Origin of the sequence: Halorubrum tropicale (assembly GCF_001280455.1) — an archaeon.
Classification (GTDB): domain Archaea; phylum Halobacteriota; class Halobacteria; order Halobacteriales; family Haloferacaceae; genus Halorubrum; species Halorubrum tropicale.
This window is the reverse complement of sequence record NZ_LIST01000010.1, coordinates 1-24,426: the sequence shown is the minus strand read 5'-3', so window position 1 is coordinate 24,426 and position 24,426 is coordinate 1. Positions and strand designations below refer to the sequence as shown.

The 24,426-nt window shown below is 61.1% G+C and carries 28 protein-coding genes and 1 pseudogene; 15 read left to right on the top strand and 14 right to left on the bottom strand.

What is annotated here, in order from left to right; all coding sequences use genetic code 11:
- Positions 1 to 143: 143 nt before the first annotated feature.
- Positions 144 to 449 carry a hypothetical protein gene (locus AMR74_RS16040; protein ID WP_053773064.1) on the bottom strand — a complete coding sequence of 102 codons (306 nt, stop codon included), beginning with the start codon at positions 447 to 449 and terminating at the stop codon, positions 144 to 146.
- 119 nt (positions 450 to 568) lie between these two features.
- Between AMR74_RS16040 and AMR74_RS16035 the strand changes: the two genes are divergently transcribed.
- The 3 genes from AMR74_RS16035 (at position 569) to AMR74_RS16025 (ending at position 2,756) form a co-directional block, all read left to right on the top strand.
- On the top strand, positions 569 to 1,510 hold the full coding sequence (locus tag AMR74_RS16035; protein ID WP_077152434.1) for a ParA family protein: 942 nt from the start codon (positions 569 to 571) through the stop codon (positions 1,508 to 1,510).
- Complete coding sequence (locus tag AMR74_RS18825; RefSeq protein ID WP_139043046.1) at positions 1,507 to 2,109, top strand: hypothetical protein; 603 nt, start codon at positions 1,507 to 1,509, stop codon at positions 2,107 to 2,109. The genes AMR74_RS16035 and AMR74_RS18825 overlap by 4 nt, the downstream gene beginning before the upstream one ends.
- A gap of 425 nt (positions 2,110 to 2,534) precedes the next feature.
- A complete protein-coding gene (locus AMR74_RS16025) occupies positions 2,535 to 2,756 on the top strand; it encodes a hypothetical protein (protein WP_053773061.1) in 222 nt (73 codons plus the stop codon).
- Positions 2,757 to 2,858: 102 nt separating this feature from the next.
- Here AMR74_RS16025 and AMR74_RS16020 read toward each other — a convergent pair whose 3' ends face one another.
- From AMR74_RS16020 to AMR74_RS19850, 4 genes are all read right to left on the bottom strand, one after another.
- A complete protein-coding gene (locus AMR74_RS16020) occupies positions 2,859 to 3,482 on the bottom strand; it encodes a DUF7718 family protein (RefSeq protein WP_053773060.1) in 624 nt (207 codons plus the stop codon).
- Positions 3,479 to 3,931 (bottom strand): hypothetical protein, encoded by a 453-nt coding sequence (locus AMR74_RS16015; protein ID WP_139043045.1) that lies wholly within the window; start codon positions 3,929 to 3,931, stop codon positions 3,479 to 3,481. The genes AMR74_RS16020 and AMR74_RS16015 overlap by 4 nt, the downstream gene beginning before the upstream one ends.
- Positions 3,928 to 4,422, bottom strand: coding sequence for an ArsR/SmtB family transcription factor (locus tag AMR74_RS18280; RefSeq protein WP_053773058.1), 495 nt, complete (start codon positions 4,420 to 4,422; stop codon positions 3,928 to 3,930). Before AMR74_RS18280 ends, AMR74_RS16015 begins: the two co-directional genes overlap by 4 nt.
- A gap of 93 nt (positions 4,423 to 4,515) precedes the next feature.
- Positions 4,516 to 4,638: a hypothetical protein gene (locus tag AMR74_RS19850; protein ID WP_276203084.1), complete on the bottom strand. Its 123-nt coding sequence runs from the start codon at positions 4,636 to 4,638 to the stop codon at positions 4,516 to 4,518.
- Positions 4,639 to 4,822: 184 nt separating this feature from the next.
- On the opposite strand from AMR74_RS19850, the gene AMR74_RS18275 reads away from it, so the two are divergent.
- The 7 genes from AMR74_RS18275 to AMR74_RS15980 are packed head-to-tail and all read left to right on the top strand — an operon-like array spanning position 4,823 to position 8,488.
- Positions 4,823 to 5,416 carry an SWIM zinc finger family protein gene (locus tag AMR74_RS18275; RefSeq protein ID WP_082356915.1) on the top strand — a complete coding sequence of 198 codons (594 nt, stop codon included), beginning with the start codon at positions 4,823 to 4,825 and terminating at the stop codon, positions 5,414 to 5,416.
- Positions 5,413 to 5,748 (top strand): hypothetical protein, encoded by a 336-nt coding sequence (locus tag AMR74_RS16000; protein WP_053773057.1) that lies wholly within the window; start codon positions 5,413 to 5,415, stop codon positions 5,746 to 5,748. The genes AMR74_RS18275 and AMR74_RS16000 overlap by 4 nt, the downstream gene beginning before the upstream one ends.
- On the top strand, positions 5,745 to 5,891 hold the full coding sequence (locus AMR74_RS19285; RefSeq protein WP_167551937.1) for a hypothetical protein: 147 nt from the start codon (positions 5,745 to 5,747) through the stop codon (positions 5,889 to 5,891). Before AMR74_RS16000 ends, AMR74_RS19285 begins: the two co-directional genes overlap by 4 nt.
- A complete protein-coding gene (locus AMR74_RS15995) occupies positions 5,888 to 6,577 on the top strand; it encodes a zinc ribbon domain-containing protein (protein ID WP_053773056.1) in 690 nt (229 codons plus the stop codon). The genes AMR74_RS19285 and AMR74_RS15995 overlap by 4 nt, the downstream gene beginning before the upstream one ends.
- Complete coding sequence (locus AMR74_RS15990; RefSeq protein WP_053773055.1) at positions 6,570 to 6,971, top strand: hypothetical protein; 402 nt, start codon at positions 6,570 to 6,572, stop codon at positions 6,969 to 6,971. The genes AMR74_RS15995 and AMR74_RS15990 overlap by 8 nt, the downstream gene beginning before the upstream one ends.
- The gene (locus tag AMR74_RS15985; protein WP_053773054.1) at positions 6,964 to 8,166 is read left to right on the top strand and encodes a tyrosine-type recombinase/integrase; all 1,203 of its coding nucleotides are present in this window, start codon (positions 6,964 to 6,966) and stop codon (positions 8,164 to 8,166) included. Before AMR74_RS15990 ends, AMR74_RS15985 begins: the two co-directional genes overlap by 8 nt.
- A complete protein-coding gene (locus AMR74_RS15980) occupies positions 8,159 to 8,488 on the top strand; it encodes a hypothetical protein (RefSeq protein ID WP_139043044.1) in 330 nt (109 codons plus the stop codon). Before AMR74_RS15985 ends, AMR74_RS15980 begins: the two co-directional genes overlap by 8 nt.
- A gap of 275 nt (positions 8,489 to 8,763) precedes the next feature.
- Here AMR74_RS15980 and AMR74_RS19280 read toward each other — a convergent pair whose 3' ends face one another.
- The 4 genes from AMR74_RS19280 to AMR74_RS15965 form a co-directional block, all read right to left on the bottom strand.
- Positions 8,764 to 9,009 (bottom strand): hypothetical protein, encoded by a 246-nt coding sequence (locus AMR74_RS19280; RefSeq protein ID WP_167551936.1) that lies wholly within the window; start codon positions 9,007 to 9,009, stop codon positions 8,764 to 8,766.
- Positions 9,010 to 9,014: 5 nt separating this feature from the next.
- Positions 9,015 to 9,608: a hypothetical protein gene (locus AMR74_RS15975; RefSeq protein WP_053773052.1), complete on the bottom strand. Its 594-nt coding sequence runs from the start codon at positions 9,606 to 9,608 to the stop codon at positions 9,015 to 9,017.
- Positions 9,609 to 9,756: 148 nt separating this feature from the next.
- A complete protein-coding gene (locus AMR74_RS15970; RefSeq protein WP_053773051.1) occupies positions 9,757 to 13,227 on the bottom strand; it encodes an Eco57I restriction-modification methylase domain-containing protein in 3,471 nt (1,156 codons plus the stop codon).
- 165 nt (positions 13,228 to 13,392) lie between these two features.
- Positions 13,393 to 15,060 carry a hypothetical protein gene (locus tag AMR74_RS15965; protein WP_053773050.1) on the bottom strand — a complete coding sequence of 556 codons (1,668 nt, stop codon included), beginning with the start codon at positions 15,058 to 15,060 and terminating at the stop codon, positions 13,393 to 13,395.
- Between the two features lie 373 nt (positions 15,061 to 15,433).
- On the opposite strand from AMR74_RS15965, the pseudogene AMR74_RS15960 reads away from it, so the two are divergent.
- The 3 genes and pseudogenes from AMR74_RS15960 to AMR74_RS15950 form a co-directional block, all read left to right on the top strand.
- A pseudogene (locus AMR74_RS15960) lies at positions 15,434 to 15,707 on the top strand (HVO_A0114 family putative DNA-binding protein); the annotation flags it as partial.
- 282 nt (positions 15,708 to 15,989) lie between these two features.
- Positions 15,990 to 16,496 (top strand): metal-dependent hydrolase, encoded by a 507-nt coding sequence (locus tag AMR74_RS15955; RefSeq protein ID WP_053773049.1) that lies wholly within the window; start codon positions 15,990 to 15,992, stop codon positions 16,494 to 16,496.
- Positions 16,497 to 16,579: 83 nt separating this feature from the next.
- The gene (locus AMR74_RS15950; protein WP_053773048.1) at positions 16,580 to 16,792 is read left to right on the top strand and encodes a hypothetical protein; all 213 of its coding nucleotides are present in this window, start codon (positions 16,580 to 16,582) and stop codon (positions 16,790 to 16,792) included.
- On the opposite strand, the gene AMR74_RS15945 is transcribed toward AMR74_RS15950, so the two are convergent.
- The 3 genes from AMR74_RS15945 to AMR74_RS15935 all read right to left on the bottom strand — a co-directional run bounded on the left by AMR74_RS15945 (position 16,789) and on the right by AMR74_RS15935 (position 19,309).
- Complete coding sequence (locus AMR74_RS15945; protein WP_053773047.1) at positions 16,789 to 18,051, bottom strand: hypothetical protein; 1,263 nt, start codon at positions 18,049 to 18,051, stop codon at positions 16,789 to 16,791. The genes AMR74_RS15950 and AMR74_RS15945 overlap by 4 nt on opposite strands.
- A gap of 118 nt (positions 18,052 to 18,169) precedes the next feature.
- Positions 18,170 to 18,775 (bottom strand): hypothetical protein, encoded by a 606-nt coding sequence (locus AMR74_RS15940; protein ID WP_053773046.1) that lies wholly within the window; start codon positions 18,773 to 18,775, stop codon positions 18,170 to 18,172.
- Between the two features lie 99 nt (positions 18,776 to 18,874).
- Positions 18,875 to 19,309, bottom strand: coding sequence for a hypothetical protein (locus AMR74_RS15935; RefSeq protein WP_053773045.1), 435 nt, complete (start codon positions 19,307 to 19,309; stop codon positions 18,875 to 18,877).
- Positions 19,310 to 19,726: 417 nt separating this feature from the next.
- On the opposite strand from AMR74_RS15935, the gene AMR74_RS15930 reads away from it, so the two are divergent.
- The gene (locus tag AMR74_RS15930; protein ID WP_053773044.1) at positions 19,727 to 20,407 is read left to right on the top strand and encodes a hypothetical protein; all 681 of its coding nucleotides are present in this window, start codon (positions 19,727 to 19,729) and stop codon (positions 20,405 to 20,407) included.
- Here AMR74_RS15930 and AMR74_RS15925 read toward each other — a convergent pair.
- Together AMR74_RS15925 and AMR74_RS15920 are read right to left on the bottom strand one after the other, a co-directional pair.
- The gene (locus tag AMR74_RS15925) at positions 20,377 to 20,613 is read right to left on the bottom strand and encodes an ATP-binding domain-containing protein (RefSeq protein ID WP_053773043.1); all 237 of its coding nucleotides are present in this window, start codon (positions 20,611 to 20,613) and stop codon (positions 20,377 to 20,379) included. The two genes, AMR74_RS15930 and AMR74_RS15925, sit on opposite strands and share 31 nt — an antisense overlap.
- 163 nt (positions 20,614 to 20,776) lie before the next feature.
- Entirely contained in the window at positions 20,777 to 21,106 is a 330-nt protein-coding gene (locus AMR74_RS15920; RefSeq protein ID WP_053773042.1) for a hypothetical protein, read from the bottom strand.
- A gap of 1,084 nt (positions 21,107 to 22,190) precedes the next feature.
- On the opposite strand from AMR74_RS15920, the gene AMR74_RS15915 reads away from it, so the two are divergent.
- Positions 22,191 to 24,239: a minichromosome maintenance protein MCM gene (locus AMR74_RS15915; protein WP_053773041.1), complete on the top strand. Its 2,049-nt coding sequence runs from the start codon at positions 22,191 to 22,193 to the stop codon at positions 24,237 to 24,239.
- Positions 24,240 to 24,426: the final 187 nt, after the last annotated feature.

Below are 24,426 nucleotides of genomic sequence, written 5' to 3'. Positions count from 1 at the left end.
CGGCTACTGTGATCGCTGCGGGACGGAGACCGAACATACGACGATCGCCGGTGACTTTCTCTGTGAGCGGTGCCAGCGCGCTCGTCGCGACCAGGAGATGAGCCGGGACGCAGGACAGGGCGCTCTCGGTGATTTTGTCTGACCTACTCCAACGAAACACGTGCTGACCCGTGGGCTCCACCCACGCCGTGGGCGCTTGCGTATCGGACCATCTTGATCTCCCTGTTGCTCCGGCCTAGGGCGACGAGGCCGATTGTGAGAATCAGGTTGATCACTGAGATACACTCGTCAGGGACGAATGAGAGTACCGCACCACCGAGCGTAGCGATGTCGTCTATCTTAGCAGCGCCGCCCTCTTTGAGCCACCAGCCCAGATCGACGAGCCACTCTGGTCCCGTCACGTCAAACCAGATGCCCTCTCTGTCGAGCGTAATCGGGAGTTCGCGCATGGGCCCTGTCGGTAGAGGCTTCTGATAAGCACTATCCCACGAAGATGATAGGTCCGCCACGCCCGATCTGCCCGGTTGTCTGACGTAGAGTTAAGCCGCCAGGCGTACCTGTCCTGTCTATGCCACCACAGCCGCCACAGGCGGGACAGGGAACACACCCGCCACGGTTGGTCGTTGCGAACGCGAAGGGTGGAGTCGGGAAGACCACCGTCTCTGCGAACCTCGTCGGCGCGCTCGCCGATCGCGGGCTAGACGTCCTCGCCGTCGACGCCGACCCGCAGGGGAATCTCACCGAGGCGCTCGGGCACCTGGACGCCTACGAGGCTGAGCCGCCCACGCTGTTCGATATCCTGCTCGACATCGACGCCCGAGACGAGGTCTCGACAATTCTCTGTGAGGGCGCCGAAGCCGATCTCCTCCCGAGCAGTATCGACATGCTCGGGTCGACGCTCGAGCTCTCGGCGGCGCACTTCCTCGCGCAGCTACACAACGGTGACGTCGTCGATGATCCGGACGCAGTGGAGGCTGCGACCTGGGCGCTCGAATCGATGACGCAGCTGGTAACGCCGGCGACGATCGGCGCCGACGCCCACGGGTACGGCCTCCTCGATGACGCCCTCGCTCGCGTCGACGATGCGTACGACGTCGTGATCGTCGACGCGCCCCCAGGCCACAACCCGATGTTCAAGAACGCGCTGTACGCCGCGCCGAACCTGATCGTTCCGGCGACGGCGGAAGCGTCCTCGAAAGGGGCGGTCGACAGACTCTTCGACGAGATTGCCGCGTTCGAGACCGACACCGGACGGGAGATCTACGAGGTCGCGGCCGTCACGAACCGGATCCGGATGTCGACGAACGCCGCCGACGAGATGACGGCCTTCCTAGCCGAGGTGTTCGACGATGTCCCAGTGTACGAGATACCCGAGCGCGTGGCGCTCTCGTATGCCTACGACGCCGGCGAGTCCATCTTCAAGTACCAACCGGACGCCGACGTTGTCACGACGTTCGAGCGAGCCGCTGACCACGTCATCGAGACGTTCGAACTCGAGGTGACAGCATGAGCGACGAACTCGATGGAGACGACGAGGAGCTCGACAAGGAGACCCAGGAGCGTGTCGACCGCGTCCGTGGGAAGCGTGATTCCCGGCCGAGCCGACGCCGGCGAGGGTCCGGCACTACGTCGGACCGGGAGCCTGAGTCGGAACAGTCGCCACAGGCGGCACAGGGAGAACAGGCAACAGATGCGGAACAGACGACTGAGGCGGAGCGAGAGGCCGATACGATGACCACAGATTCACAGACCGAAGCGGGACAGGCGCAAAAGCCGGAACAACCGCCACAGGCGGCACAGGAACAACAGTCGAATGTGTCGAGTGTGGCAGAACTGGAGCCGGTGACGCAACGAGAGCACGACACGTACTACCTCGACGAGGACGTCCGGGAAGAGCTCGAACGCGTGTACCGCCGGATGTCACTTGACCTCCTCGAGGAGACCGGTGTCGACCTGGACGAACAGCGAGTCGGCGGTCGGAACCGGTACTTCCGCCCGCTGGCGCTGCTACTCGGTGCCCGCGAGATCGCCGACATGTCGCCCGAGGAGCTCCGGGAGACGGTCGAACAAGAAGGCCTGATCGACGACCTCCCCGACGAGAACGAGTAGTCCTTCAGAAGTTCATCAAGCGACATACGGTTTATCGAATGGCCAGCGGAGAGCTTCACCCCGCTATCGAAGTGTGTTTCACCGGCTTTACCCCCTGCTTCGAGGCACGAGGATCGACCTTCTCGTGGGTGTGAAAGTGCCGGACACCGTGTTTCCGATGTATTTATGTCCAGAATTCGGGATTAGGCTGACTATCCAGATATTTGGGTCCACCGGTCGCTACACCCCGTTTGGGCTAGCCGGTCTTAACCAACAGATCAGGTTGTCACCACGATATTGTTGGTTAAGCGGTGTCAACGCCGAAGCCTTCCAAAACTCGCCGACGTAGTGACCCACTGATCAACCTACCATGTTGCCTACCACGTTCTCTAATTTTTATATAATCGGCTCTATAACATGTAGGCAACGGGGGTGAGAAAATAGAGATGATCTCAACGTTGGCCGCGCTACCCAGTGAGGTACTGGCTGCGCTTGGTATGCTGGCGCTCCTCTCGCTCTACGTCGGGAAGGCGTACGCCGGTGACGCGATCTTCAGTCAGCCGGGCGTCGGCGAGAAGAAGCGGATGACGGTAGTCAACGAGAGACTGCGCGCACTGGGCGCACTCAGCCTAGTCCTCGGTGCGAGCGCTCTCGTCTACGTTGTATAGGCCCTCGGGCCTATTTTATCAGCTGCTCTGTGTAATCGAGCAGCGGCGCTGTCGGTTACAAGGCTGAGTGAAGAGAACGCACCGAGCGACAGCTAGGACCAGTTACTCGTCGACGACAGTCGCTTCCTCAGGGGGAGCGATCTCGATCTCGGCGGCACCGCGTTCAACCTCTTCGGGCGTCCTCCCCTCAGCCTCGGCGAGCAGCTCGGTAAGCTCCTCGTCCGAGATGATGTCAGCGTCGGCGGGGGCTTCGCGGCTCATGCCTTCCTCTACCCGTTGCGAAGGGATAAACGTGGGTGTTGGTTTACCACCGTCCGACCACGACGGCGGCCGCCCTGGCGACCGGCGCTCCTCGTAGACGTCGATGAAGTACGCGGCCTCGCGTTTGAAGTAGTTGACACAGCGGCGGATCACATCTCCTCGACTCGATGGTAGGGGTGAGTGAGCGAGCTTGAGATGAACGGGTCGTTTTGACTGCCGATCGACGTCGACGTGGAGTCCCTCGTGGTACACGTCGTGTCCCAGCGCCGAGGTCTCGTTGTGGTCCATCCGGGCGATCCAGGTCCACTCGATCGGGTCCGTCGAGACGCGGTAGTAGAGCTGAACGAGAAAGCGCGGGATGCGCCGCCGGCGCCGGTCGAACCCGACCGTGATAAGACAGTCGCGACGACCGGTTGAGACGTGCTTGGAGACGTCGTAGCCGGTCGGCAGCGAGGGGGCGCTCATTCGTCTGAGGTATCGGCACCGGGGACGGTGTTGCTTTCGCTTTCATCGCCGGCAGAAGAGCGGCCCCCAGTCTTTGCGCCCTCGCCTTGACCGCCCAGTCGAGCGACGATCTCCTCGAGCTCGTCTTTTGAGAACGCCTCCGTATCAGTCCCTGTCTTGAGACGCTGCTTTACTGCTGCGACGAGCTCGGAACGTGTTTTCCCGCCGTGTTCTTGGAGTATCTGGCACATCTCACACGGCGTCATGAAATCATCTACGGCCGGCTCCTCAGTTGGGATCAGCGGAAGATCCTCGCTGTCACGGCGGGCGCGATGGTTCTCGCACATGGGCGTCCCGTCAGCGCCGAGGTAGTGGTAGGTATCGCTTCCCTGCTTGAACACCACCTGGACAACATCTGCTTCAGTCGGCATTTGTAGCCACCTCTTTGAGACTCTCGCGCGCAGTTTCACTCATCGGCCAACTCCCACAGCAGGCTGTTCCCGATCTCTCGCGAAACGACGCGACCATCGTCCTCAAGCGACTTGAGTCGGCGGTAGGCAGACGGTCGTTTGTAATCGAACTGGTCAGCGACCTCTGCTGTAGCGACGCCGTTTTGATCGTCGATGAAGTCGATGATTTCCTCGTCGCTAACGGATTGGGTGAACTTCCCGGCCTCGTCGTGTAAACGCCCCGTTTCATCCTCCAGTTGCGGCTCACCCGGCTCGCCTGACAGCCACTCTGCCGTCCGGCCAGCGTGGCAACTCTCACAGAGCGTTTCGAGGTTGTCAAGGTCGTCGCTACCGCCCTCGGCGACGGGCGTAATATGGTGAACCTCAAGCGAGGAGTTTCCTTTTAGGCCACCAAGAGCGCCACAGTCTTGGCAGGCATAGCCATCGCGGATAACCACCTCACGCCGCCGCCACTTCCACTCCTCAGTCGCGGTCCGGGGGGCCTCGCTCACGAATCTCCCCCCGAGTAGAATACTGCCCGACCGCTTTTTCGCCGCTCCATCTCACCACGATCAACGAGCCGGAGAAGCTTCTGCCAAGCACCTCTATTCATCATCTGCCTCGTCGATCAGCCGCCAGATGACGTCCTCGTAGCTCTCACCACGCTGCTTCCGATTGTACAGCTCGTCTGCGAGCTCGTCGGTGACCTGAATCGAGGTCTTTCCCATGTCAGGCCGTTTCTCAGTAGCATCCATAATTCCATGTGTTGCTACACTCTCCATATACTATAGTCTTTGGTATACTATAGTTTTATAGTGTTGGGGAATAGAGTTGTAACTGAGCACGGGACGCGGCCCTCGGAAAACGGGTCGCCGGGCGTTGGTGCGCCCGTGACCGTGCTGCGCAAACAGCATGTTAGACGACACGACGGCCGCACTTAGAGGGTGCGGTCACGACGACGGTATCGACCTCGACGACCGAACGCGACGCGCGCTTACCGAGCCGCTGTCCGTAGTGACGGTCGACGGCACGCCGCTGGAGGGCGACGAGACGATCGTCCGCGTCATCTCGCACTCGGGCCCCGGCGGCGATTACACCGTCGATGTCCGCGAAGGGCGCTGTACCTGTCCCGACGCTGAGTATCGCGGCGGGATGTGCAAGCACATCCGCCGCTCGCGCGTAGTCCTCGGCCGCGAGACGGTCGACGCCGCGACCATCCGCGCGCTCGGTGACGACGTCGACCCGTCGCTCGGTGCGAACGCACCTGGCCCGCAGGTCGCGACCGCCGACGGTGGCGTGGTCGTTGGCGACGCGAACGCCGAGCTCGTCGACGCCGACGCGCCGGCGACGTGGAAGGGGCCGTTCACGGAGTACGGCCGCTACGGCGAGCCGACCGGCGCGCAGTACGTCCGCTGCTCGGGGTGTGGTGTAGAGGTCCTCGAGGGCGAGACCGAGCACGCGACGCACCGAGACGGGTGTGACGGCGTCGTCGAGGTGGGGAGATGAACACCAACGACGGCGAAGACACTGTCAACCAGAGCGAGGTCACGGGTGGCGCCGCCCGTGACGACCGGACCGAGCGGACGGTCTCGCCGAGCCGGGTCGCGGCGACGCTCCAAGACGGTCGCGTGTCGATCGAGGCGACGACGCGGACGGCGAGCCTTTCCGCCCGAACGACGCGTCACACACCACTGTCGGAGACCGAACCGGTTGCTCACCTGTCGATCGCCGACGGTGACGTGGTCGACGTCGAGGTCGCGTTGAAGCCTGCGGACGTCGCCGCGCTCCGTGCGGTCCTCGACGAGGTCGGCGCCGCGGAGGTGTTCGACGGCCCATGAGCGAGAACTTCGAGAAACACGCTGAAGAGTTGGCCGAGAAACGCGACGTCTTCGAGACGATCGTCGAGACGGACGGCCCGTTCAAACCCCACGCCGAGAACATCCTCACGCTGATCGACGAATGGGAGCGGGGCGAACTATGAGCTCCGAACGACAGACACTCACAGCGACGCTGCCAGCGTCGACGCCAGTCGAAGACGTGGCTGCGGTCGAGCGGACCTACGTCGGGATCGACATCGGTGAGAAGACGCTCGCGACGGTCGCGCCGGCCGGGGCGACGCCGGACGAGGCGGTCGCCGTCGGCGACGAGGGCGTGATCCGCGGGTACTGGAATCACCTGTCCAAGACGACCGCTCGCCTCGACGAGACGCCGGGCGTTCCCACGAGTGCGGAGGCTGCGGTCCTCGCGAGCGACTGGCCGCTGATCCGCGACCGGCTCTTCGAGGTGGTCGATCGCGTGCTCGACGTCGTCGAGTCCTACCCACGGCCGGTGCTCGTGCGTGAGGCGCTCGACCGCCGGGCGACGGCCGCGTGGTGCTACCGGCACAGTCGCGAGCTCGGCGCGTGGTTGATCCCCGCGCTCCTGGAGGCGATCGACAGCGAGGCCGCCGCCCGCGGCGTCGACGTGATCGGCGCCGACCCGTTCCGCTCGTCGCGAGTCTGCTACCGCTGTCTGAGCGACGGTTACCTCGACCGCCGCACTTTCGCTTGCGGGAACGACGAGTGCGACGTCGGCATCATCGACCGCGACGAGAACGCTGCGCTCGTGCTCGCGGACCGCGGTCGGTTCGGCCACCGGCGGCACTTCTACGAGGAGAACCATGCCTGAACTCCAGTACTGCGAGATCTGTGGCGACGAGAAGCCGGCTCATCTTGTAGATCGTACGACGGTGAAGGCGATCGACCCACTGGAAGCCGACATCTGCGAGAGCTGTCAGCACGTCCACAACCATCGGCTCGACGAGGACGTCTGTATGAAGTGCGGCTCCGAGATGGACAGCGCGGGGTTCTACCTCGAACTGGAGCACCCACTCGGCGCCGAGGATCTCCCGGCGAATCGGTCGGGGACACTTTGCGGAGAGTGCGCCGACTGGATAGGCACCGACATCAGCTACGAGGCGATCGACGCGGATGAGGCCGCGCTCCAGGAGCTCGTCCGACTCCTCGACAAGCACCACGACGCACAGACTACTGACCAGCCCGATTCTGAGGAAGATGACTGAGAGAGACGACGCCATCAACACGATCCGTGAGCAGCTCAAGAACGGCACCCGCGGCGGGAGTGACGCCGACCGGAAGGTGCTGCTAGACTTCAGCGACGAGCTGTTTCTCGTCCCCAGCGAGGTGGGAGGTCACCGGCACGAGAAGCTCCTCCGGCACAACGTCCGGATGGCTGAGGAGGCCGGCGGGCTGGCTGCCGCCCTCGAGGAGCGCGAGGCTGCCGAAGAGATCGTCCGCTGGATTCACCAGACGTACGACAACCCCGAGACCAACAAGGACTACCGGGTCGCCCTGAAGCAGGTCGGCCGTCGGGTCAGCGACGAGAACGGCGACGAGCCGCCGGCGTCGATGGAGTGGATCCCGTCGGGGACATCGAACACGCACGACCCGACGCCGAACCCCTCGGACATGCTCCGCTGGGAAGCGGACATCCTGCCGATGATCGACGAGACGACCAACTATCGCGACGCCGCGGTGATCGCCGTCGGCTGGGACGCCGGCCTTCGCTCTGGTGAACTCCGGTCGCTCACCCTCGGGGACGTCACCGACTACAAGCACGGCTACCAGATCACCGTCCAGGGGAAGCAGGGCCAGCGGTCAGTCGTCCTCGTTCCCAGCGTTCCGTTCCTCCAGCGCTGGCTCGGCGAACATCCGGGCGACAGCCGGGACGACCCGCTCTGGAGTCATCTCGATCGTCCCGATGACTTGTCGTACCAGGCGTTGCGGTACGGCATCCGAGAGGCGGCACGCGATGCTGGCGTCGAGAAGCCGGTCAGCTTCACGAACCTCCGGAAGTCCTCAGCGTCTCACCTCGCCCGGCGTGGGATGAGTCAGGCCCACCTCGAGGATCATCACGGCTGGGTCCGTGGGAGCGACATCGCGTCACGGTACATCGCGACGTTCGCGGACGACACAAACCGCGAGGTCGCCCGGCTCCACGGCGTCGACATCGAAGAGGAGGACGAGCCCGAACCCACAGCACCGGTCGAGTGTCCTCGGTGCCACCAGTCGACGCCCCGGGAGAAAACCCAGTGTATCCACTGCCAGCAGCCGCTCACGAAGGTTGCGGCGATGGAGAACCGGGAGACCTGTGAGTGGTGTGGCGAGCCAATCAGTAGCTATCCCGAACACCTCCCGAATTGCTCGGTGGTAGACGTCGGAGATGGCGGCACTGGTCGGGGTGAGGCCGGTGACTAGACCCGACTCTAACCGGTGGGAGCGCGTCGGTCGTGACCTCGCCGCTCAGGAGAGTGGTCGCCGGCGAGCGGACGTCGAAGAGGAGTTCCACTCGCTAGAGCGCGCGCTCCGCGAGGGCGACGACATCGACGCCGATGACGTCGAGGACGCACGGCACGCACTGAACGCGCTCCGGCGTCTCCTCGAGGACCAACTCGCGCCCCTCGCCGGCGTCGAACCGTGGGGTTCGTCACCGCCGTCGATGCCGTACGGTGCCGCTCGCGAACACTACCACGGCGTCGACTGCGACGCCTCCAAGTCGGCGGCACCAGGAGACGACTAACTGAGCGCTCCCGATGATGTCCGGCGTGGCGACCGAGGTGAGGGCAAGCCGTTCCGCAGTCAAATTAGGGTTAGTCGCGCACGTACTGTACCACCGCGTAGATGAACACCCCTACGGCGACGAGGATAATTTCCGGACCGAACGCACTGATGAACGCGTCGATGAGCAGGTTCATGCTCCGATCGGAAAGGCGCGCGAAAATAGCATAAAAACCCACGTGCCGGTGGTCGACCTCGAGTGTGATTCGAAGCGCAGGATCTCGTGGGTGATGGGGACTACTGGGTGAGAAGCGCGATAAGACCTAGACCTGCGATGACGCCAAGACCAACACCCGCGCCTGTCGCAGCGGCGCGACGTGCCTCAGGGTCGTTGTGTATCTCGTCAGCTAACGCAGCTCCGACGCGTTTACCCGCCTCTTGGCTGAACTCTCGGATGAGAGTATCCAGAGGATCGCCTTGGAGCTGTGCTTCGTTGTTAGTCTGTACAGTCGGGACTTTCCGGGTGGATTCTGTTTCAGTCATCGGTTTTAGATGTCTTCATCTGCGTCTTCGGTTCCACTAAAGAGCGGCCCACTATCGGGAGAGGCATCGTTTTCGTCAATCGGAGCGCCGGACTCTGTTTGTTGAGTACCACTAGACGAAACTTCCCGTGTTGTTGTCCGCTCAGCAGTCGTTGATTCGTTAAATAGGCCCCTAGCGATCTCGGCCGCTGGAGTCTCTTGATCACGGAGCCCCTCCGTCTTGATCACAACTCGAGCGAGGAGACGATCCATCTCATTGGGCGGTTCACCGTTTCGGGATTTCTCGAGGAGGTGTTCGATGATCTGCTGGTGTTCGGCTAACATCCGCTGCTGGGTCATCTCCCTGATAATCTCTACAGCTTCATCGACCATGTCGGCCTCGTCGAGTGCGGTAAGAACACCAACGGCCGTAGCCCGTGTTTTCTCGACGCGTTCGCGTTTTTCCTCGGATACCCCATCGAGTTGATCGAGGTCGACATCCACATTCTGTTCGACTAGGTCATCTAGGAAAGCGTCCCACGAAGGCGCACCGTACTCGTCCTTGACGGGTTCGAGCCGGTCCTTCACCTCATTTGAGACGCCGATCGTTGTATCTGCCATCTGTGATTACTGTTTGTAGGTATAACTCCCTGAACCTTGGCGTGTGAGTATACCATACCTCAGTATATTCGGTCCAGCCGTCAACCCTGAAAAGGACTCCACGCTTGGTTCAGACTCCTAAGACGAATATAGGCTATTCAGACTAGCGTTACTCTTCAGCAACGATTGGGGTGTAGGTGAGGTCTTCATCGCCACCTCCTGCTCGAGCACTCCCTTCACCGAGGTCGGTGAGATAGTTCTGTGTGTACGCAACCTGTTCGTCCGTCAGGTCGTACAACTCACCCGTTAGCACGTCGACGTCGTCGATGATCGGGCGGAGTGCCGTCATCCGGAAGCTCGATCCACTAAACCCGTCCTTCATCCGAGACCAAAGCGTATCTGCGAGTTCGATAATCTCGTCTTCGTACTCCTCAACCACAGACTCATCGGGCCACGGAAACGCCGATAGTTGCGTCCAATTGTGGTGATGCTGGTTCCCGTACGTCATCCAATAGACGTAGTACAGCGAGGAGTTCAGCACTAAGAAAGCCGTCTTCTGCTCCAATTCCGAGCCGAAGTGGACTGGGTCTACATCGGTTGCATCGTATAGCTTTCCCAGCATGGGGTTCATCCAGTAGCCGACCCCGCGGGTCCGCCATACTGAATGGGCATCACGGTCCGGCTGCTCTCGGGTATACTTGTCATCGAAGATTGTATCGGACTGCTCCTTGAGCGTCGTTAGCAGCTGGTGTTTCGTCTCTCCTCCAATCTTGGGGAGGAGCGGTCCGTCAGAGCCCTCGCCGCCGATACGGTCTCTAAGAACCAGCCCATCGACCGGACTGTATTCGAGAGTCTCGAAGCGATGCTGTCTGTTGTCTCGGTTGAACACGGTGAAATCGCTCGTGTGGATGGCCCCTGTCGTCTCTGTGTTCTTCTGTCCCGAAAGGAGCGCAACACGGACCAAGGCGTTCTCGAAGACACCGACCCGTCCCCACATTCCGAAGCAAGCCACACGCGCAGGGGCGAGCGTGGACCGGAGTAGATCGTGGAACTCCTCAAGCGACGATTGATAGATCAGCCGGAGCGTCGTGACGTTCCCGAAGTAGCCCTGATCGGCTGTCAGTTGCAGCTGGCGTTCGACGAACGGCGCCGAGACATCGTTCACCGATCCGGTGAGGTACGGCGCAGTGAACATCTCCTCATTCTGGTTGAGGATGTCCCCGTAGGGCGGGTTGCCGATGACGATGTCAAACTCGATCTCGGGGTGCATCCCGTTGGCTTCCTCGAGCGGGAGCAGCTCGGGGAATTCGATGTCCCAGTGTAACGGCTTACCCGTGATTTGGTCGAGATCGTATCGTGTTGGCTGCCGCTCGACGGCGTCGAAGACGAATCCGGCGTCGAGGAGCCGGCGGAGGTCGTCGACGATGTCCTGATGCTCTGCGAGCTCGCCGCGTGCCCCGCCGGCCTCTTGGATGCGCTCTCCGACGTCGAGTGTCGCGCTCTTATTCGTGTCGCGCCACTCCTGCCACTCGAATCCGGCATCAGCAAGCTGTTCCTTGTCTTCTTCAGAGAGTGCGATCGTGTCGCCGTCTTCATCCCACCGCTGAGCCTTCACGGACTGTACGGTCGGGTAGAGTTCTCCATCTGGGATCGACGCAACGAGGGCATCGAACTCCTCAACGTCGGCCACCTCCGACTCAAACGTGTGAGTTAGGTTTCGGAGGAACTTCTCATCACGGTCCCTGCGGATCCGCTGTTCGAGTTCCATCACTTCCTGGCGCGTGCCCTTGTTCTCGAACTTGTAGGCACGCCGCTTTTTCGCGAGCGTCGGGAGCCGCTCGTCGATAGCTCCGAACTGTGTCTGTACATCTCCTCTGACCGGGAAGCCAACGAGGGAGTTTCCGGCGACGATATTCACATCGATGTTGGGGAGCCGTCCGAACTCCTCGTTCCAACTGTTGCCCTCGATGATCTTCAGCCAGATGCGAAGCTTCGCGATCTCGACGGCGACGTCGTCTACGTCGACGCCGTAGATGGCGTGGAGTGCGAGCTCCTGCTTCGCATCGTATCGTTCCTGGGGCGACGGCTCGTCGCCGCCGTTGAGCCCGCGCAGGAGCGAGAGCTGAACCTGGTGGAGCTCTTCCATTGCTGTCGTCAGGAAGTGCCCAGAGCCGCACGCTGGGTCGAGGATGGTTAGGCCTGTGAGCCGGTCGAGGATGTCCTCTAGCGCGCTCGGATTCGCACCGTACATCGCTGCGCCGTCTTCGACGTGCCGCAGGATCTCACTGAGGTCTGTCTGCTCGATCTGGGTGCGGACGTACTCCGCGGCGTCGTCGTCAGAGTGCTCGACGAACGCCTCGACGAAGAGGTCCTTCACCTTCGGATCAACCGTCTGCTCGGAGAGGTGGCGCGTCACGTCGTTGGGGGTGTAGTACGCGCCGATCTCTTTCTGGCGGCCTTCCTCGCCGCCGATGTGGTTGATAGTCTTCTCGAACACGCTCCCGAGGATCGCCGGATCGAAGTTCTGTCCGCTCATCTCCAACCGGTGCCCCTCGATGAGGTCCTCGATGACGGTGGGGAGTGTCCGGTCCACGAGGTTGTACTGCGATTCATTCGGGACGTTCTCACGGAAGAGTCCGCCGTTCAGGTACGGTACATCTGCGTACCGGCCGGTTCGGAGTTTTGGACGGCGCTCACCTTCGTCCGTGTTGAACAGATCGTAGAACAGCGGCTTGATGTAGGCCTCGTAGAGCGTTCCGGGGATAGACTCGGCATTGTCCTCGTAGTCTCGAACCAGTGTCCGCAGGAAGCCGTCTGGGAGGACGTCACGCGTTTCGAGGAACTTGATGAACAGTAGGCGGTTCATCAGTGTGACGGCAAACAAGTCTTGGTCTTCCTCGGTCGCTTTCGGTGGGGCTTGGATGTCGTCGCGAAGGCACGTGTCGTACTCGTGCTCATCGCTCTCGCCGAACAACAGCTCGATGTACAGCTCGTAGAACTCCTCGACGTCCGCGGTCCGGGTGTCGCGGAATTCCTTTGGAGCGGTCTGGGTCAGGAGCGTGTGTAGACCCTCCGGGTTGAACACCGAGGCGAACGCCTCCAGCGTTTCCTCGATGTCGACATCACCGACACTACCAGACCCCAAGTACCCGAGGTCACGGGCGATCGCGTTGATGACTGGTCGGAGGTTCACACGCTCGACCTCACTGAATTCGAGGAAGTCACCCCCGTGCTCGGCACGGTAGACTACCCACTCGAATCCATCAGTGGCGATCCCGTAGTCGGGCCAGGCCTTGTTTGAGAGATAGTCGCCGACGAGCTCCTGTTCGGCGCGATCGATCTTGTTCGGGGACTTGTTCTCCCCGATGACGACGAACTCACCACCGCGCTCAACCAGACGGAAGTCTGGGGCCTCCCGTTGGGTTGTGCCAGCAGCTGAACGTTGGCTGGCGGGACGTCCGGGTTCACGGTTCAGGCCGACGGCCTCGAGCAACGGCCAGATGAGATTCCCTTCAGTCCACTCCTCGGGCTGATTGCTCAGCGCGTCGATCGTGAGCGTTTCCTCGCCTGCGAGAACCCGTTCAACGAGGTGGGTATCGGAAACAGTAGTCCCGAGGCTGTCCACGAAGTCCTCAAGCACCTTCCGCAATCGGTCTGGCTGGATAGAATCGGGCGACATAGGAGTACTAAATCAATCGGATGTCTCTGTGGTCACACTCCCCCTAAGTTTACTTTCCGGTCGCTAGTTCTGAAGCCAAGAAGGATGTGGACAGACCCAACGATTCAGTACTTATGGGAGGGGTAGTTATTCAAGCGCTGCGAGAGCATCCTCACGGTCGGGTAACTCACTATCGAACATCCACACCCACCATGCCGCTGCGAACAGGATAGGCAGCCACGCGGTCGCATCACCCGACGCAATTTCACCGAACATTCCGATGATGTACAGGTAGCCGATCTCGAGAGAGAGGAGGAGTCCGAGTGTGATCCCCAGCCCCGCCTGCCGTTTCTTGCTCATGTTGGGGTAGTGCTCAAAGTCTGGATGGAGCTTCATTCCCTCGTGCTTAGTCTGTGCCCAAGCCGCTGTTACGCGGCCAGCAGCGACGCCTACGTAGCTTGTGAGATAGGCGGCGGCTCCAGCAGGGAACAACGCTTTCGCTTCTTCCCAGCCCTCCAGAGTGGCCTGTCTAGCCGTCTCAACGAGGTCGAACGCCGCGTCACCATCGATATCTCCGATGTCGATGCTACCAATCTCATCGGCGGGCTCGAGGTCAGCAACCGGGATAGATAGCTTGGAACGGGCGAACTGTTCGAACGTGTCGAACCAGCTGCCATAGCGGGGATCGTTGTACGACGTGCTCGGGATTCGCGCAGACTGTGACCCCTGTGCCGAGGCTGCGAAGTCGTTATCTCGACGGAACTCTGCGTAGGCCGTCGTGTACTCAGTATACCAGAAGTTACGGAAGTGCCTCGGAGTGGGCTTCTCACCGTTACGGAGTGTCTCGTCGACGCGGTCGCCGATCGCTTCGACGGTATCCCTAACCCACTGGGTCGACCGCGCGCCGTCGTCGGAACTCTCAGACGGGAACAGGGCCGTGTCGTTACCCGGTGCGGTCTCGACGAGTCGTACCCACTGCTCGATGAAGTCTTGACACAGAATGATGGGGACGAGACTGGGGCCGTTTTTCCGGTCGTCGGTGAACTCAACGTACGGACGCTCTCCATCGAAGTGGATGCCCCGGATCGCTGCTGGGTCACAGAAGTCAGCTGGCCGCCATCCCATCACGGCGAGACAGATCATCACCATCTGCTCAGTCCGTGTCTCGCAGGCGTCGAAGTACGCTTTCACAAGTTCTGTGGAGGGTGCGATCGTGACGGGTGTCGAATCTCCACCCCAGCCAGAATCTCCGACCAATGATGTTAGGGGATCATGGTCGATGACGCCTTTGTCCTCCATCCGCGCGAGGAGGTCCCGCAGGGTCGTGACGTAGTTGTACCGACTCTGACCACTTTCGAACTCATTTTTGAATCCGCCCATCAGCTGTTCGGCGCGATTGAAACAGACTTCACGCTCTCCGCGCCCCAGTTCGAAGATGTCGCTTGTCCCGATCGTCTCCTTCGCGATCTCCATCGAGCGCCGGAGGTGAGTCCGCGCTGACGAGAGGCTTGTCCCGTTGAGCCGGTCGCCGACGTCGTCCTCGTACTCAAGCCAGCCTTCGACACGCCGGACCGTTTCGGGATTACTACACGGGTAGTCTTTCCTCGGCTGCTCAAACCCACACTCCTCGATGAGCCACTCATCAGGGCGGGTGTTGAGTTCCCGGACACGTTGGAGGAAGTATCCGAAGCCATTCTCCCGCAACCACTTGTGGGTCGGCTTCTCGTTCGTGTTGTAGCCCTGCTCTGCTCGCTGTTGTTTCACCTCGTCAACAAACCCGTTTCGAAGATACTCCAGAGTCCATTTCCGCGACATGATCAGTACTGCTCACCCGAGGGGGATATTCGTTACTGGGGTGTCTCTTGTTAGGCGGTCCAAACTGACTACAGATCTTGTTCGTCATTGTTTGAGGCTCCAAAGTTCAAAACCGCAAGACGTGGGGCGGGGGTTGTGTGGATAGCAACATCTCAGAGAGTGTTTGGAAACGAAACAAATCGCACGACACAACAGCCATCTAGTGGTAGAATAAACTATTGTGCGCTGGCTATCGGAAATTGAACAACCAACACACAAGACAGACTGGCTGCTAAGGCCGAAATGTTCGAGAACGTCGGTCTCTGGAGGGCCGAGAACGTTCCGGTCAGGATCGACCCTCATCTTGCGGAGCCCTCGTCAGTAGGTCGTGGCCGACGTCTTCACGTCGCTTCGCCTCAAACTCATCCGGGCGACCGCGGAAGAGGCGCCCCAAGAGTATGCGCGAGGTAGCCCGTCTCGCCGACCGAGACGTGTCTGACGTCCACTCGAACCTGAAGCAACTGGAAGTACTGGGAATCCTCATGCTAGAAGAAGGCGGACCCAGCGGTGTAATTCAGCCCGCTGTTCCGTTCGACCGCATCGAGGTCCACATCGACTACCCGCTGATCAATAGTGGCGACGTCGACAGTGTTTCCGTGAGTGCGTAGTCGGCACCCGCCGCTGTGGGAGGCGGTTCTCCCGCAGCGGACCCACGCAGGCCACCATCCGAGCCACCGCCCCAGTGACGGTGGGTGAGATCAGAGAGACCGGCGGGCCCGTAGTAAGATCAGGCATTCCGATACGATCAGTGAGAGGGCTCCGGGAATTCGACTCGCTGGCGAACTTAAGTAACATCGGGTGGCAGCAGCGGCCACGCGGACTGGGAGTAGGGTGACCGGCACCGAGGCGTCGAAGGAGTGTTGCCGGTGGCGCTCATTACCTTGGACGAGATGCATCGACCAGGACACTACGGCGGCTCGCTGCTCGCGTACGCGCCGGTCGGCTTCCTGGTGGTTGCGGCCGGCGCCGTGGAGCTGGCGATCGCCGGCGGCGCCGTCGCGGTCGCCGGGGCGATGGTCCCCGACTGGGACCAGCGTGTGCCGTTCGTACGCCACCGCGGCCCGACGCACACCGTCTGGTTCGCGCTGCTCGTCGGCGCCGTCCTCGGCGCTGCTGGCGCCCTCGTAGGGAGTGGTGTCGGTGTCGGTGGGGCAGTCGTCCTCGGAGTTTTCGGCTTCGTCGTCGGCGTCACGATCGTCGTCGGACACCTGCTCGCGGACGTCCTCACGCCGATGGGGATCCGCCCGTTCGAGCCGCTCCGAGACGACGAGTACACGCTCGACGTCGCCAAGGCTGCGAACCCGGTCGCAAACTACGCGCTCCTCGCGCTCGGCGCCGTCGCTTCGGTGGTCGCGTTCCTCGCTGGTGGCGCTGTGGCTGGTTTCCTCGGGGTGTGAACAGCGGGTTGGAGCGTCACCACGTATCCAACCTGGGTGTACTTGGAGAAGGTACTAACAAAGAGCCACTAGAAGGGGACGGTATGCCCTACGGCTGGACAATCTTGGAGATACTGGGGGTCGCGTTCGGAGTACTGGGTATCTACTACGGCATCACCGAAGCCCAGTTCCTGACCGCTGGTCTCGGTTTCTACGCTACAAGCGTGACGGTTGCCTACCACAGCGCCGACGTCGATCGCGAAGACCTCTTCGAAGCACTTGAAGAGGAGAGGGCTGACAAAAGCGATCCAGACTAACGGACTCGACCCCTGCCCCTCGTGATCGACCGCTCTATTTCCTTCACGGCCTCTTTCTTCGCCTGCTCCATCGCACGCTCGAGCTCTCGTTCTGTGACACCCTGGGCCTCGACAGTGATGTCCGAATTGAAGGTGTTCCGGACTTCGGTGCTGTTGTCTGACCCCCCACCGCTTCCGCCGGATCTGGCGCGTCTCTCAACCGCCTTGATCAGTGCGTCTGCGAGAGCCCCGACCGCTGCGCCACTGGCGCTGGAGTCGCCGGTGCCGAAGCCCGACGAGCCAGCTCCGCCGGCGACCATCATCCGACTTCCGCCGACCCCACCAAGCCCGTCGACGAGACCCGCCAGCTTTCGGTCGATGAAGCCGCGCTGGTCAGCGTCTTTACGCTGGGCCTCGGCGGCGCGGTCGCCGATGAGGAAACTGGGCGCCGGGATACCGAACCCACTCGATCCCGCACCCACACCGCTGCCGATCGATCCGGGTCCGCCGCGCTTCAGGAACTCTCGGCCGAGGAGACCGCCGCCGACAGCGGCGCCGCCGGCGGCGAGCCCACCGAGCAGCTGTTCACCGGAGACATCGGGCATCTCGAACTGTATCGGATCGGGTTCTTCGACTGGGTACTCTGAACTCGGCTCCTCGAGCGGGTACTCCGCCTTCGGTTCCTCGATCGGGTATTCCGAACCAGGCTCTTCCACTGGGTACTCTGACCCCGGCTCGGAAACTGGGTACTCTGAACTCGGCTGTTCGACCGGGTACTCAGAGGTGGGTTCCTCGACCGGCATCGAGTCCGGTTCTGGGAGACCGAGCGGTAGCCAGTCGGGTTTAGGGAGATCGGGCGGCAGCCAGCCGGGCTTCTCGAGCTTGGGGAGCGACGGCCACGAGAAGCTGCTCAGGACATTCGAGAGCGCGCCGACGCCGAGGGCGATCCCACCGAGGGCGAGTCCGCCGCCCATGCTCCCGAGCCGGGATGCGCGGTCGAAGTTGCCGTCCTCCATCTTGTCGTTCAGATCTTCAAGCAGCTCGTTCCGATACTCGTTCAGGTCGATGTGCTCGCCCCACGACTGGCGGTCGGATCCTGCCGAGGGCGACCCAGACATCATCGCACCAGACGTCGACGGCCCGCTGCTGCTTGGCATCGATCCGTTGGACGTACTGACGGTAACGTCATCCAGCGCGTCTTCGACCGTTTTTCTGGTCGATCTGAGGCTGCCCTCGTCGACCTCAACTTCTAGCGTTACTGATGTGGAAAAGTCTGACATGGTTACTCACCTGTGAACGGGCTCTCTCGCTCCTGAATCACCGGCAGCGCGTTCAGAAAGTTCTCGACGTCCGACCACGCGTACTCGTCGATCTCTGTCGGGGCGTGGCCGTAGCGCATCAGGAGTGCTTTGGCGAAGGCGTACTGGGCTCGGCGGTCTCCTCCGCCTTCTCCGCGACCCGCCTCGCGAACCCGTTTCCCTCCACCTCCGGCGTCGTGAGCTCGTCGCCGCGCTGTTCGAGCCAGTAGACGAACTGCGGGGCGAGCTGGGAGACCTCCGCGTACTTGCTTTGGATGTCGACGTTGCGGACGTCGTCGTCGATGAACGGCGCCTCGACGATGGCCCCGGCGGCGAAGATCGCCCGCCGCATCTGCTGCCCCCGCCGGTCCGAGGTCGAACCTTGGAAGTTGTCGATCTGGTTGGACATGTAGTCGGACACCAGTCCGTACTCGGCGGCGTTGAGCGCCCCCAGTGTCACTTCCTCGATCGGGTCGATGTCCTGCTCGTCCTCGGGGTTGAGCGCCCACTCGACACCGACGAGCATCTGCTCGAGGCGCTGCGCCTCTTCGCGCCGGTCCTGTCGATCGAACTTGCCGGTCGCGATCTCGCCCTCGGCCTGCTCGGCATTGATGTCCTCGGCCTCCTTGTCCGCGAGCTCGTCGAGCTCTCTGTCGATGCGCTGCTTCTCTTCCTTCAAGTCGAACGTCTTCGTTTTTCGTGGCATGGTTGTCACCGTGACTGACCGCAGTACTGCTCCTGGCCGTTGTTCCCACTGCTCTCTACACCGGTTGGTTCGGCAGCTCCGAGCGCCCGTATCTGTGACCTAAGCATGTGTTCTCCCACGCTCTGGAAGGTTGAGGTCCGTGCCGAGGTGTCTCGCCACAGGCACGAGGTTCTCGTGAAGTTCTGCGAGGGTTGGCTCGTCGATGCGGGAGAAGTCCAGTGCGAGGTCGGTGGTGTCGTCGCGTCCTACCACCTTCATTCCAGATTTTTGGGCAGCCAGCAGCTCGTCGAGATACTCCGAGATGTCATCTTCGACGTCGCCTTCAGAAACACACATTTCGAGAGCCAGCCGCATCTCGAGTGCCTCTCTTGGTGTGTCGTCTCCGCTCTTGTGGACGAGGCCTTCCAGCAGATACACGATGCCAAAGAGCGTCTCGTAGACCTGAAGGAACCTCTCGTCCACCATCTCTTCGGCGCCGAACTCGATGTCAATGTCGGTCTCCAAATCGACCGTTTCAATGAGTTCTGAAGACATCTTCACCTATTTCCTCGCGGGTTAGTCAACGAATTGTACGGTACCCACCCACCGGTCAAGGTGGCCATGGATGGAACTGCTCGGAACTCTCGCCAGCACAACTCCTGCTGGTCAGACGGCGCCGTTGCGATCCTGTTTATCGAGCTCATCATTGGAGATTTGGTAGCTATCATCCCCAATCAGCCCTCCACATGATGGCGTTCAGAAGCCTTCTCTGGGTCGTATTGCCTCGCCATCTTTCGTAGGAGCGAGTCGTAGGTCTCGCCACCACGCTTCTGGCTTTGGACGAGATCTCGTGTCTCCCGCGAGCAGGGGATGCGACTTTCGTCTGTTTCTGGCATGGCCGTGCGATTACAACTATTGACTATAGCATCAAAAGCCTTACCACAAAGCAGAGTATAGCAATATCTGTTTACTATGGCCGACGCACACGGTTTCCTGACGGACGTGGATAAAGAGTTCCTCCGGGGCGAGAAGGAGTACAGCTCAAAGCAGGGACGATACGACCGGCGGCGAGCGATCCGGGAGCGGACGAGAGAGGCCTTCCGCGACTTCCAGCTGCTCCAGGAACTGCTCGACACCGAGGAGCGAGACAAGATCTTCGACCCACCGACCGAGGATCGGGTTGGCATGCTCAACGCGATGACTGACACAATCGCGTTCATGTATCACGCCCTCGAAGGCGACGCCGAATCGGGCGGCTCGCCGGCGTCGCGCTCGATCACGGTGCCGTTTGAGTTCATCCTAGAGACCGGCATTCGCCACGGAGAGGTTGCCCGGCAAGAGTCTATCAATCCTGCTTGGGGTGGCGACGTCGACGTCACGATTGATATAGATCTGAAGCAGCTCCACACCACCTATCGAGAGCGGGTCATCGAAGAGCTGGCGCGGAACGGCGGCCGCGGTCTGACTGACGAGGAGATACGAGCCACTATCGTACACGCCGCCCGGGACACCGCATCGCGAGCGAGTTCCGACGAGGACCTCCCCGAGGACGAGCTCGCTTCCGACCTGTATGGCCTAGCCGCGGCAGTGGAGAAGAAAGCTGCCGAGCTAGACGATGAGGATCAGGCCGCTTCGAGCGGCGGGAACTCCTGACCGTCGAAGTAGTCGTGGACGACGCGCACGGACTCGGAGGCGCGGGTCATCGCCACGTAGTACAGCCGACGCTCCTCGGCCTCGGCGCCGTTCCGGAACCGCTCCAGCTGCGCTCGTGAGTACGCTGGGAACACGAAGACACACGGTGCCTCCAGCCCCTTCGCGGCGTGGATCGTCCCGACGCGGACGTCGCCGGGGTCGTTCACGGCGCCGGACCGCAGCGCGCCGGCGAGCAGCTCACGACGCCACTCCCCAGCGAGAGGCGGGGAACGATGTCGCGGACCCGGTCGGCGTTCGGGAACCACTCGCTGACTTCGTCGGCGGTGAACGCTCGCGACAGCGTGGAGTCCGGTCGGAGCCGGCGGGGCGTCACTCTACTTCGTGAAGGCCGTCGACCTCGCCTCGCTTGTCGTACTGCGAGTCCCACCAGAGATCCTGATCGCGGCCGAACTCGCGGCCGTCGAGTCGCGGCGTCGCTCCCGGCAAATCTTCAGGATTGGGCTTCTCGCGGATCTCAGCGATCCAGCGGGCGAGGTCGGCGCGGTCGCCGGCACTGAGATCGTCGGGCGCCACGTCGACAAGGCTGAGCACATGCTCGACGTCGGGGTCGGGATGGAACTCGACGAACCGCCGAAGATCGTCGGCGTCGGTCTCGAGCCGGGCAGCGATCCGTGACTCGGTCGGCGTGGCTGTCGACATACGCCTCGCTCCGCGGCCATCGGCCTTAATTCGTCGGCGACGAACGGAAGTGATCGAGGGGGTCGCGCGCGTGGCCTGTCCGAAAAATGGTTGTGCGAGCTCTCGCAGTGGTCGCCTCGGGCGGATCTTCATGCCCTCCGGATCGGACGTCGCCGGCGCTAGTCTTCGGCTTGAGCTTAGGGTCGACGACGACGAGGAGGGCACCAGCAGTCTTAACCAACACTACCTAAGTTCTTAACCAACACTCAAAGCGCGACGACGACGAGCTCTGGAGGTCGGTCTCGACGAAAGGGTAGCCGGCATAAGGTTGTTTCGTGAGCAGCAGCCACCCGAGCTGCTGACCGCGCCTCGACGTCGACGGCGTCGCCGGTGGCGCGGCTTCGACGCGTCGACCGGCGTCCTCTCGGCGTTGTCACCGGCGTGTCCTCGGCGTTGCCTCGACGTCCAAGGAAGGCAGCGCGGGGCTGCTATGCTCCCCCGCGCCGCCACGGGTTTCGCGCGTCGGCGGCGCCGAGAAATGGTCGCCCTCAACACCCACTGATTGATCTCTTCTCTCCAGGTCGTCGACGACGATCGTCCTCGAGCTCACCGCCGCCTCTATCGAAGCCACTCGGCTCGGCGCCTGAGAGCCACCCGTCGAGCAATTTCTCTCGAACCGCTCACGATCACATCGCCCCTTTCTTTGGACGATTCGGCCGATATTCACCGGCGTCTCGCGGGACGAGAGCGGGAGAGAGGCGGGTCGGGCCGATTTGAGAGCGTGACAAATACCTCGACGGGATCGGCATCGAGGAGCCAGTTCAAGAAATTGCTCGACGGAGGGGCCTTGCTGCCGTTTTCACGAGGAACGCGTTCGTCAGCGCCCTCGGCCAATGCTCGTGAACTGCCAGCGACGGCGTCGTCGAACTCTACGTCGACGTCGCCAGCCGGGTCGGTGTGGCGCGGGTCGTTGTCCAAGGCACCAGCATTGAAATGTCAGCTATGGATTTAGTATCAGCCCTTGTGTATGACTTAACTTCGACGTGGAGTGTGAAGCGGTTGACAAACACGTGGGTTTCATTACATCACTCTCTCTGTTAATCCCATGAGCTACCAGGACCTCACAGAGCGGTTTAATCAGTTCTATCGCAATTACTACAGAGAGGAGATTGGCGAACTCGCACAGCGATACCCAGACGACCAACGATCGCTATATATCGACTACGACGACCTGTTTCACTTCGATCACGACCTCGCTCAAGATTTCCGGTCTAAACCCGACCAGATACGAGAGTACGCAGAAGAGGCACTGCGGCGTTACGACCTTCCGGCTGACGTGTCTCTCGGCCGATCCCACGTCCGAATAAAGGGCTTACCCGAGAACGTTGAGATCGGAGAGATCCGTGTCCATGACGATTTTATTGGGAGTCTGATTTCTTTTCGCGGAGTAGTCCGCAAAGCAACAGATGTGCGGCCGCAGATCACCGAGGCCGCGTTCAGGTGTCAACGCTGCGGGACGATGACGTATATTCCTCAGAGCGGCAGCAGCTATCAAGAACCTCACGAGTGTCAGGGGTGCGAGCGTCAAGGGCCGTTCAAGCTCAACACCGATCAGTCGGAGATGATCGACTCTCAAAAGCTTCGGATACAAGCAACACCGTCGGGTACAGGAGGCGGAGAAACCCCTCACTCGATCGACGTTCATCTTGTCGACGACGTATGTGGGCAGGCTACTCCAGGCGACCACGTAACCGTAGTCGGGGTACTCCGAACCGAACAGCTAGAAAATGGAAACCGGAAAGGGCCATTATTTGACCTATACGTTGACGGGCTCTCGATAGAATATACCGACGAGTTGCCGGTCGACCTGACAGACGGGGATCGGGAGAAGATCGTTGAGATCAGCAAAAACGATGATGTGTATCAGATGTTCGTGGACTCGGTTGCCCCCTCGATTCACGGGTTAGAGACAGAGAAGCTAGCCGTTCTTCTTCAACTCTTCAGCGGAGTATCGAAAGAGGTTGATGGTGGAGAGTCGATCCGTGGCCAGCTCCATATCCTGTTCACAGGAGACCCAGCGGTGGGGACCAGTCGGATCCTACGATCGGCAGCAGACCTTTCGCCTCGTTCAACGTACAGTAACGGGGCGGAAACGTCGAAAGCGGGGTTAACTGCGGCCGCCGCCCGGACAGGCGGGACTGACGGTCCATGGGAGCTCAAGGCAGGGGCACTGTCAATCGCTGACCGGGGTCTTGCTGCAATTGACAACTTCTCCAAAGCCGATGGTGACGTGGTAGGTGCGTTGCCGGAACCGATGGAGCAACAGCAAATCACGATCTCAAAGGCCTCTATCCACGAGTCTATCGATACTCGTGTTGGAATCCTCGCCGCCGCGGCACCGAAAGACGGTCGGTTCGACCTGTATGAACCGCTTGGGGAGCAACTACCAATTGACCCTCAGCTGCTGAGTCTGTTTGATCTCGCCTTCACTGTCATGGATACCCCACAGCTTGAGGCAGATACAGAGATAGCAGAGCACATCTTGGAGGTCAACCGGGCGGGCGAACAACGGCAGGCTGGCAAAGATCCGGAGCCCCCGGAGTCAGCTGACGCACCACTTGAACCCGAATTCATCCGGAAATACATCGCCTATGCGCGAGAGATTCAACCGGTGTTGACTCCCGAGGCCGAAGAGTGTATCACAGAATTCTACGTCGATCTTCGATCGAAAGGGGCCGACGAGGACGCTCCCGTGCCCATCAGCGCTCGAAAACTGGAGGCAATAGTACGACTCTCCGAGGCGAGCGCTCGGATTCGACTCTCGGACACCATCGAACTCTCAGATGCCGAGCGGGCAGTCGACCTCGTTGAAGCCTCTCTCAAGGACATTGGTGTTGACCCCGATACGGGACAATTCGATGCCGAAGTGATCGAGGCGGGTACTGCCGAGGCGCAAATCGAGCGACTCCAAAACGTCAAGAAACTCATCTCGGACGTTGAGCAAGAGTATGAGAAAGGCGCACCAATTGATGAGGTCCTTGACCGCTCCGCGACAGTGGGTATGGATGCTGGAGAGATTGAATCCGAAATAGAAAAGCTCCAGACAAAAGGTGAGGTGTATGAAAACCCGAAAGGGCGCCTTCGAACTACATAGCTAGTCTGTCACACCGGTGAAGCCTCACCGGCTGGGAGGCTTACACAGGAGGTTCATAAACTCGCTGAAGGCCTCGGAGTCGGTGACGTCGCGATCGTCGTCGTCTAGCGCCTCGTTCAGCTCCTCGATCGAAGTGTCGAAGCGCTCCAGTTCAGCGTCCGAAAGCTGTTCGCGGGCATCAGAGACC

Excerpts from the sequence above, each read along its gene's own strand:
- AMR74_RS16040 (WP_053773064.1), bottom strand. The coding sequence starts at position 449 with ATGCGCGAACTCCCGATTACGCTCGACAGAGAGGGCATCTGGTTTGAC.
- AMR74_RS18825 (WP_139043046.1), top strand. The coding sequence starts at position 1,507 with ATGAGCGACGAACTCGATGGAGACGACGAGGAGCTCGACAAGGAGACC.
- AMR74_RS15930 (WP_053773044.1), top strand. The coding sequence starts at position 19,727 with ATGGCCGACGCACACGGTTTCCTGACGGACGTGGATAAAGAGTTCCTC.
- AMR74_RS16035 (WP_077152434.1), top strand. The coding sequence starts at position 569 with ATGCCACCACAGCCGCCACAGGCGGGACAGGGAACACACCCGCCACGG.
- AMR74_RS19850 (WP_276203084.1), bottom strand. The coding sequence starts at position 4,638 with ATGGGAAAGACCTCGATTCAGGTCACCGACGAGCTCGCAGACGAGCTG.
- AMR74_RS16020 (WP_053773060.1), bottom strand. The coding sequence starts at position 3,482 with ATGAGCGCCCCCTCGCTGCCGACCGGCTACGACGTCTCCAAGCACGTC.
- AMR74_RS18275 (WP_082356915.1), top strand. The coding sequence starts at position 4,823 with ATGTTAGACGACACGACGGCCGCACTTAGAGGGTGCGGTCACGACGAC.
- AMR74_RS19280 (WP_167551936.1), bottom strand. The coding sequence starts at position 9,009 with ATGACTGAAACAGAATCCACCCGGAAAGTCCCGACTGTACAGACTAAC.
- AMR74_RS15950 (WP_053773048.1), top strand. The coding sequence starts at position 16,580 with ATGCCCTACGGCTGGACAATCTTGGAGATACTGGGGGTCGCGTTCGGA.
- AMR74_RS15965 (WP_053773050.1), bottom strand. The coding sequence starts at position 15,060 with ATGTCGCGGAAATGGACTCTGGAGTATCTTCGAAACGGGTTTGTTGAC.
- AMR74_RS15985 (WP_053773054.1), top strand. The coding sequence starts at position 6,964 with ATGACTGAGAGAGACGACGCCATCAACACGATCCGTGAGCAGCTCAAG.
- AMR74_RS15955 (WP_053773049.1), top strand. The coding sequence starts at position 15,990 with ATGCATCGACCAGGACACTACGGCGGCTCGCTGCTCGCGTACGCGCCG.
- AMR74_RS15995 (WP_053773056.1), top strand. The coding sequence starts at position 5,888 with ATGAGCTCCGAACGACAGACACTCACAGCGACGCTGCCAGCGTCGACG.
- AMR74_RS15975 (WP_053773052.1), bottom strand. The coding sequence starts at position 9,608 with ATGGCAGATACAACGATCGGCGTCTCAAATGAGGTGAAGGACCGGCTC.
- AMR74_RS15920 (WP_053773042.1), bottom strand. The coding sequence starts at position 21,106 with ATGTCGACAGCCACGCCGACCGAGTCACGGATCGCTGCCCGGCTCGAG.
- AMR74_RS15915 (WP_053773041.1), top strand. The coding sequence starts at position 22,191 with ATGAGCTACCAGGACCTCACAGAGCGGTTTAATCAGTTCTATCGCAAT.
- AMR74_RS15990 (WP_053773055.1), top strand. The coding sequence starts at position 6,570 with ATGCCTGAACTCCAGTACTGCGAGATCTGTGGCGACGAGAAGCCGGCT.
- AMR74_RS19285 (WP_167551937.1), top strand. The coding sequence starts at position 5,745 with ATGAGCGAGAACTTCGAGAAACACGCTGAAGAGTTGGCCGAGAAACGC.
- AMR74_RS16025 (WP_053773061.1), top strand. The coding sequence starts at position 2,535 with ATGATCTCAACGTTGGCCGCGCTACCCAGTGAGGTACTGGCTGCGCTT.
- AMR74_RS15935 (WP_053773045.1), bottom strand. The coding sequence starts at position 19,309 with ATGTCTTCAGAACTCATTGAAACGGTCGATTTGGAGACCGACATTGAC.
- AMR74_RS16000 (WP_053773057.1), top strand. The coding sequence starts at position 5,413 with ATGAACACCAACGACGGCGAAGACACTGTCAACCAGAGCGAGGTCACG.
- AMR74_RS15940 (WP_053773046.1), bottom strand. The coding sequence starts at position 18,775 with ATGCCACGAAAAACGAAGACGTTCGACTTGAAGGAAGAGAAGCAGCGC.
- AMR74_RS15945 (WP_053773047.1), bottom strand. The coding sequence starts at position 18,051 with ATGTCAGACTTTTCCACATCAGTAACGCTAGAAGTTGAGGTCGACGAG.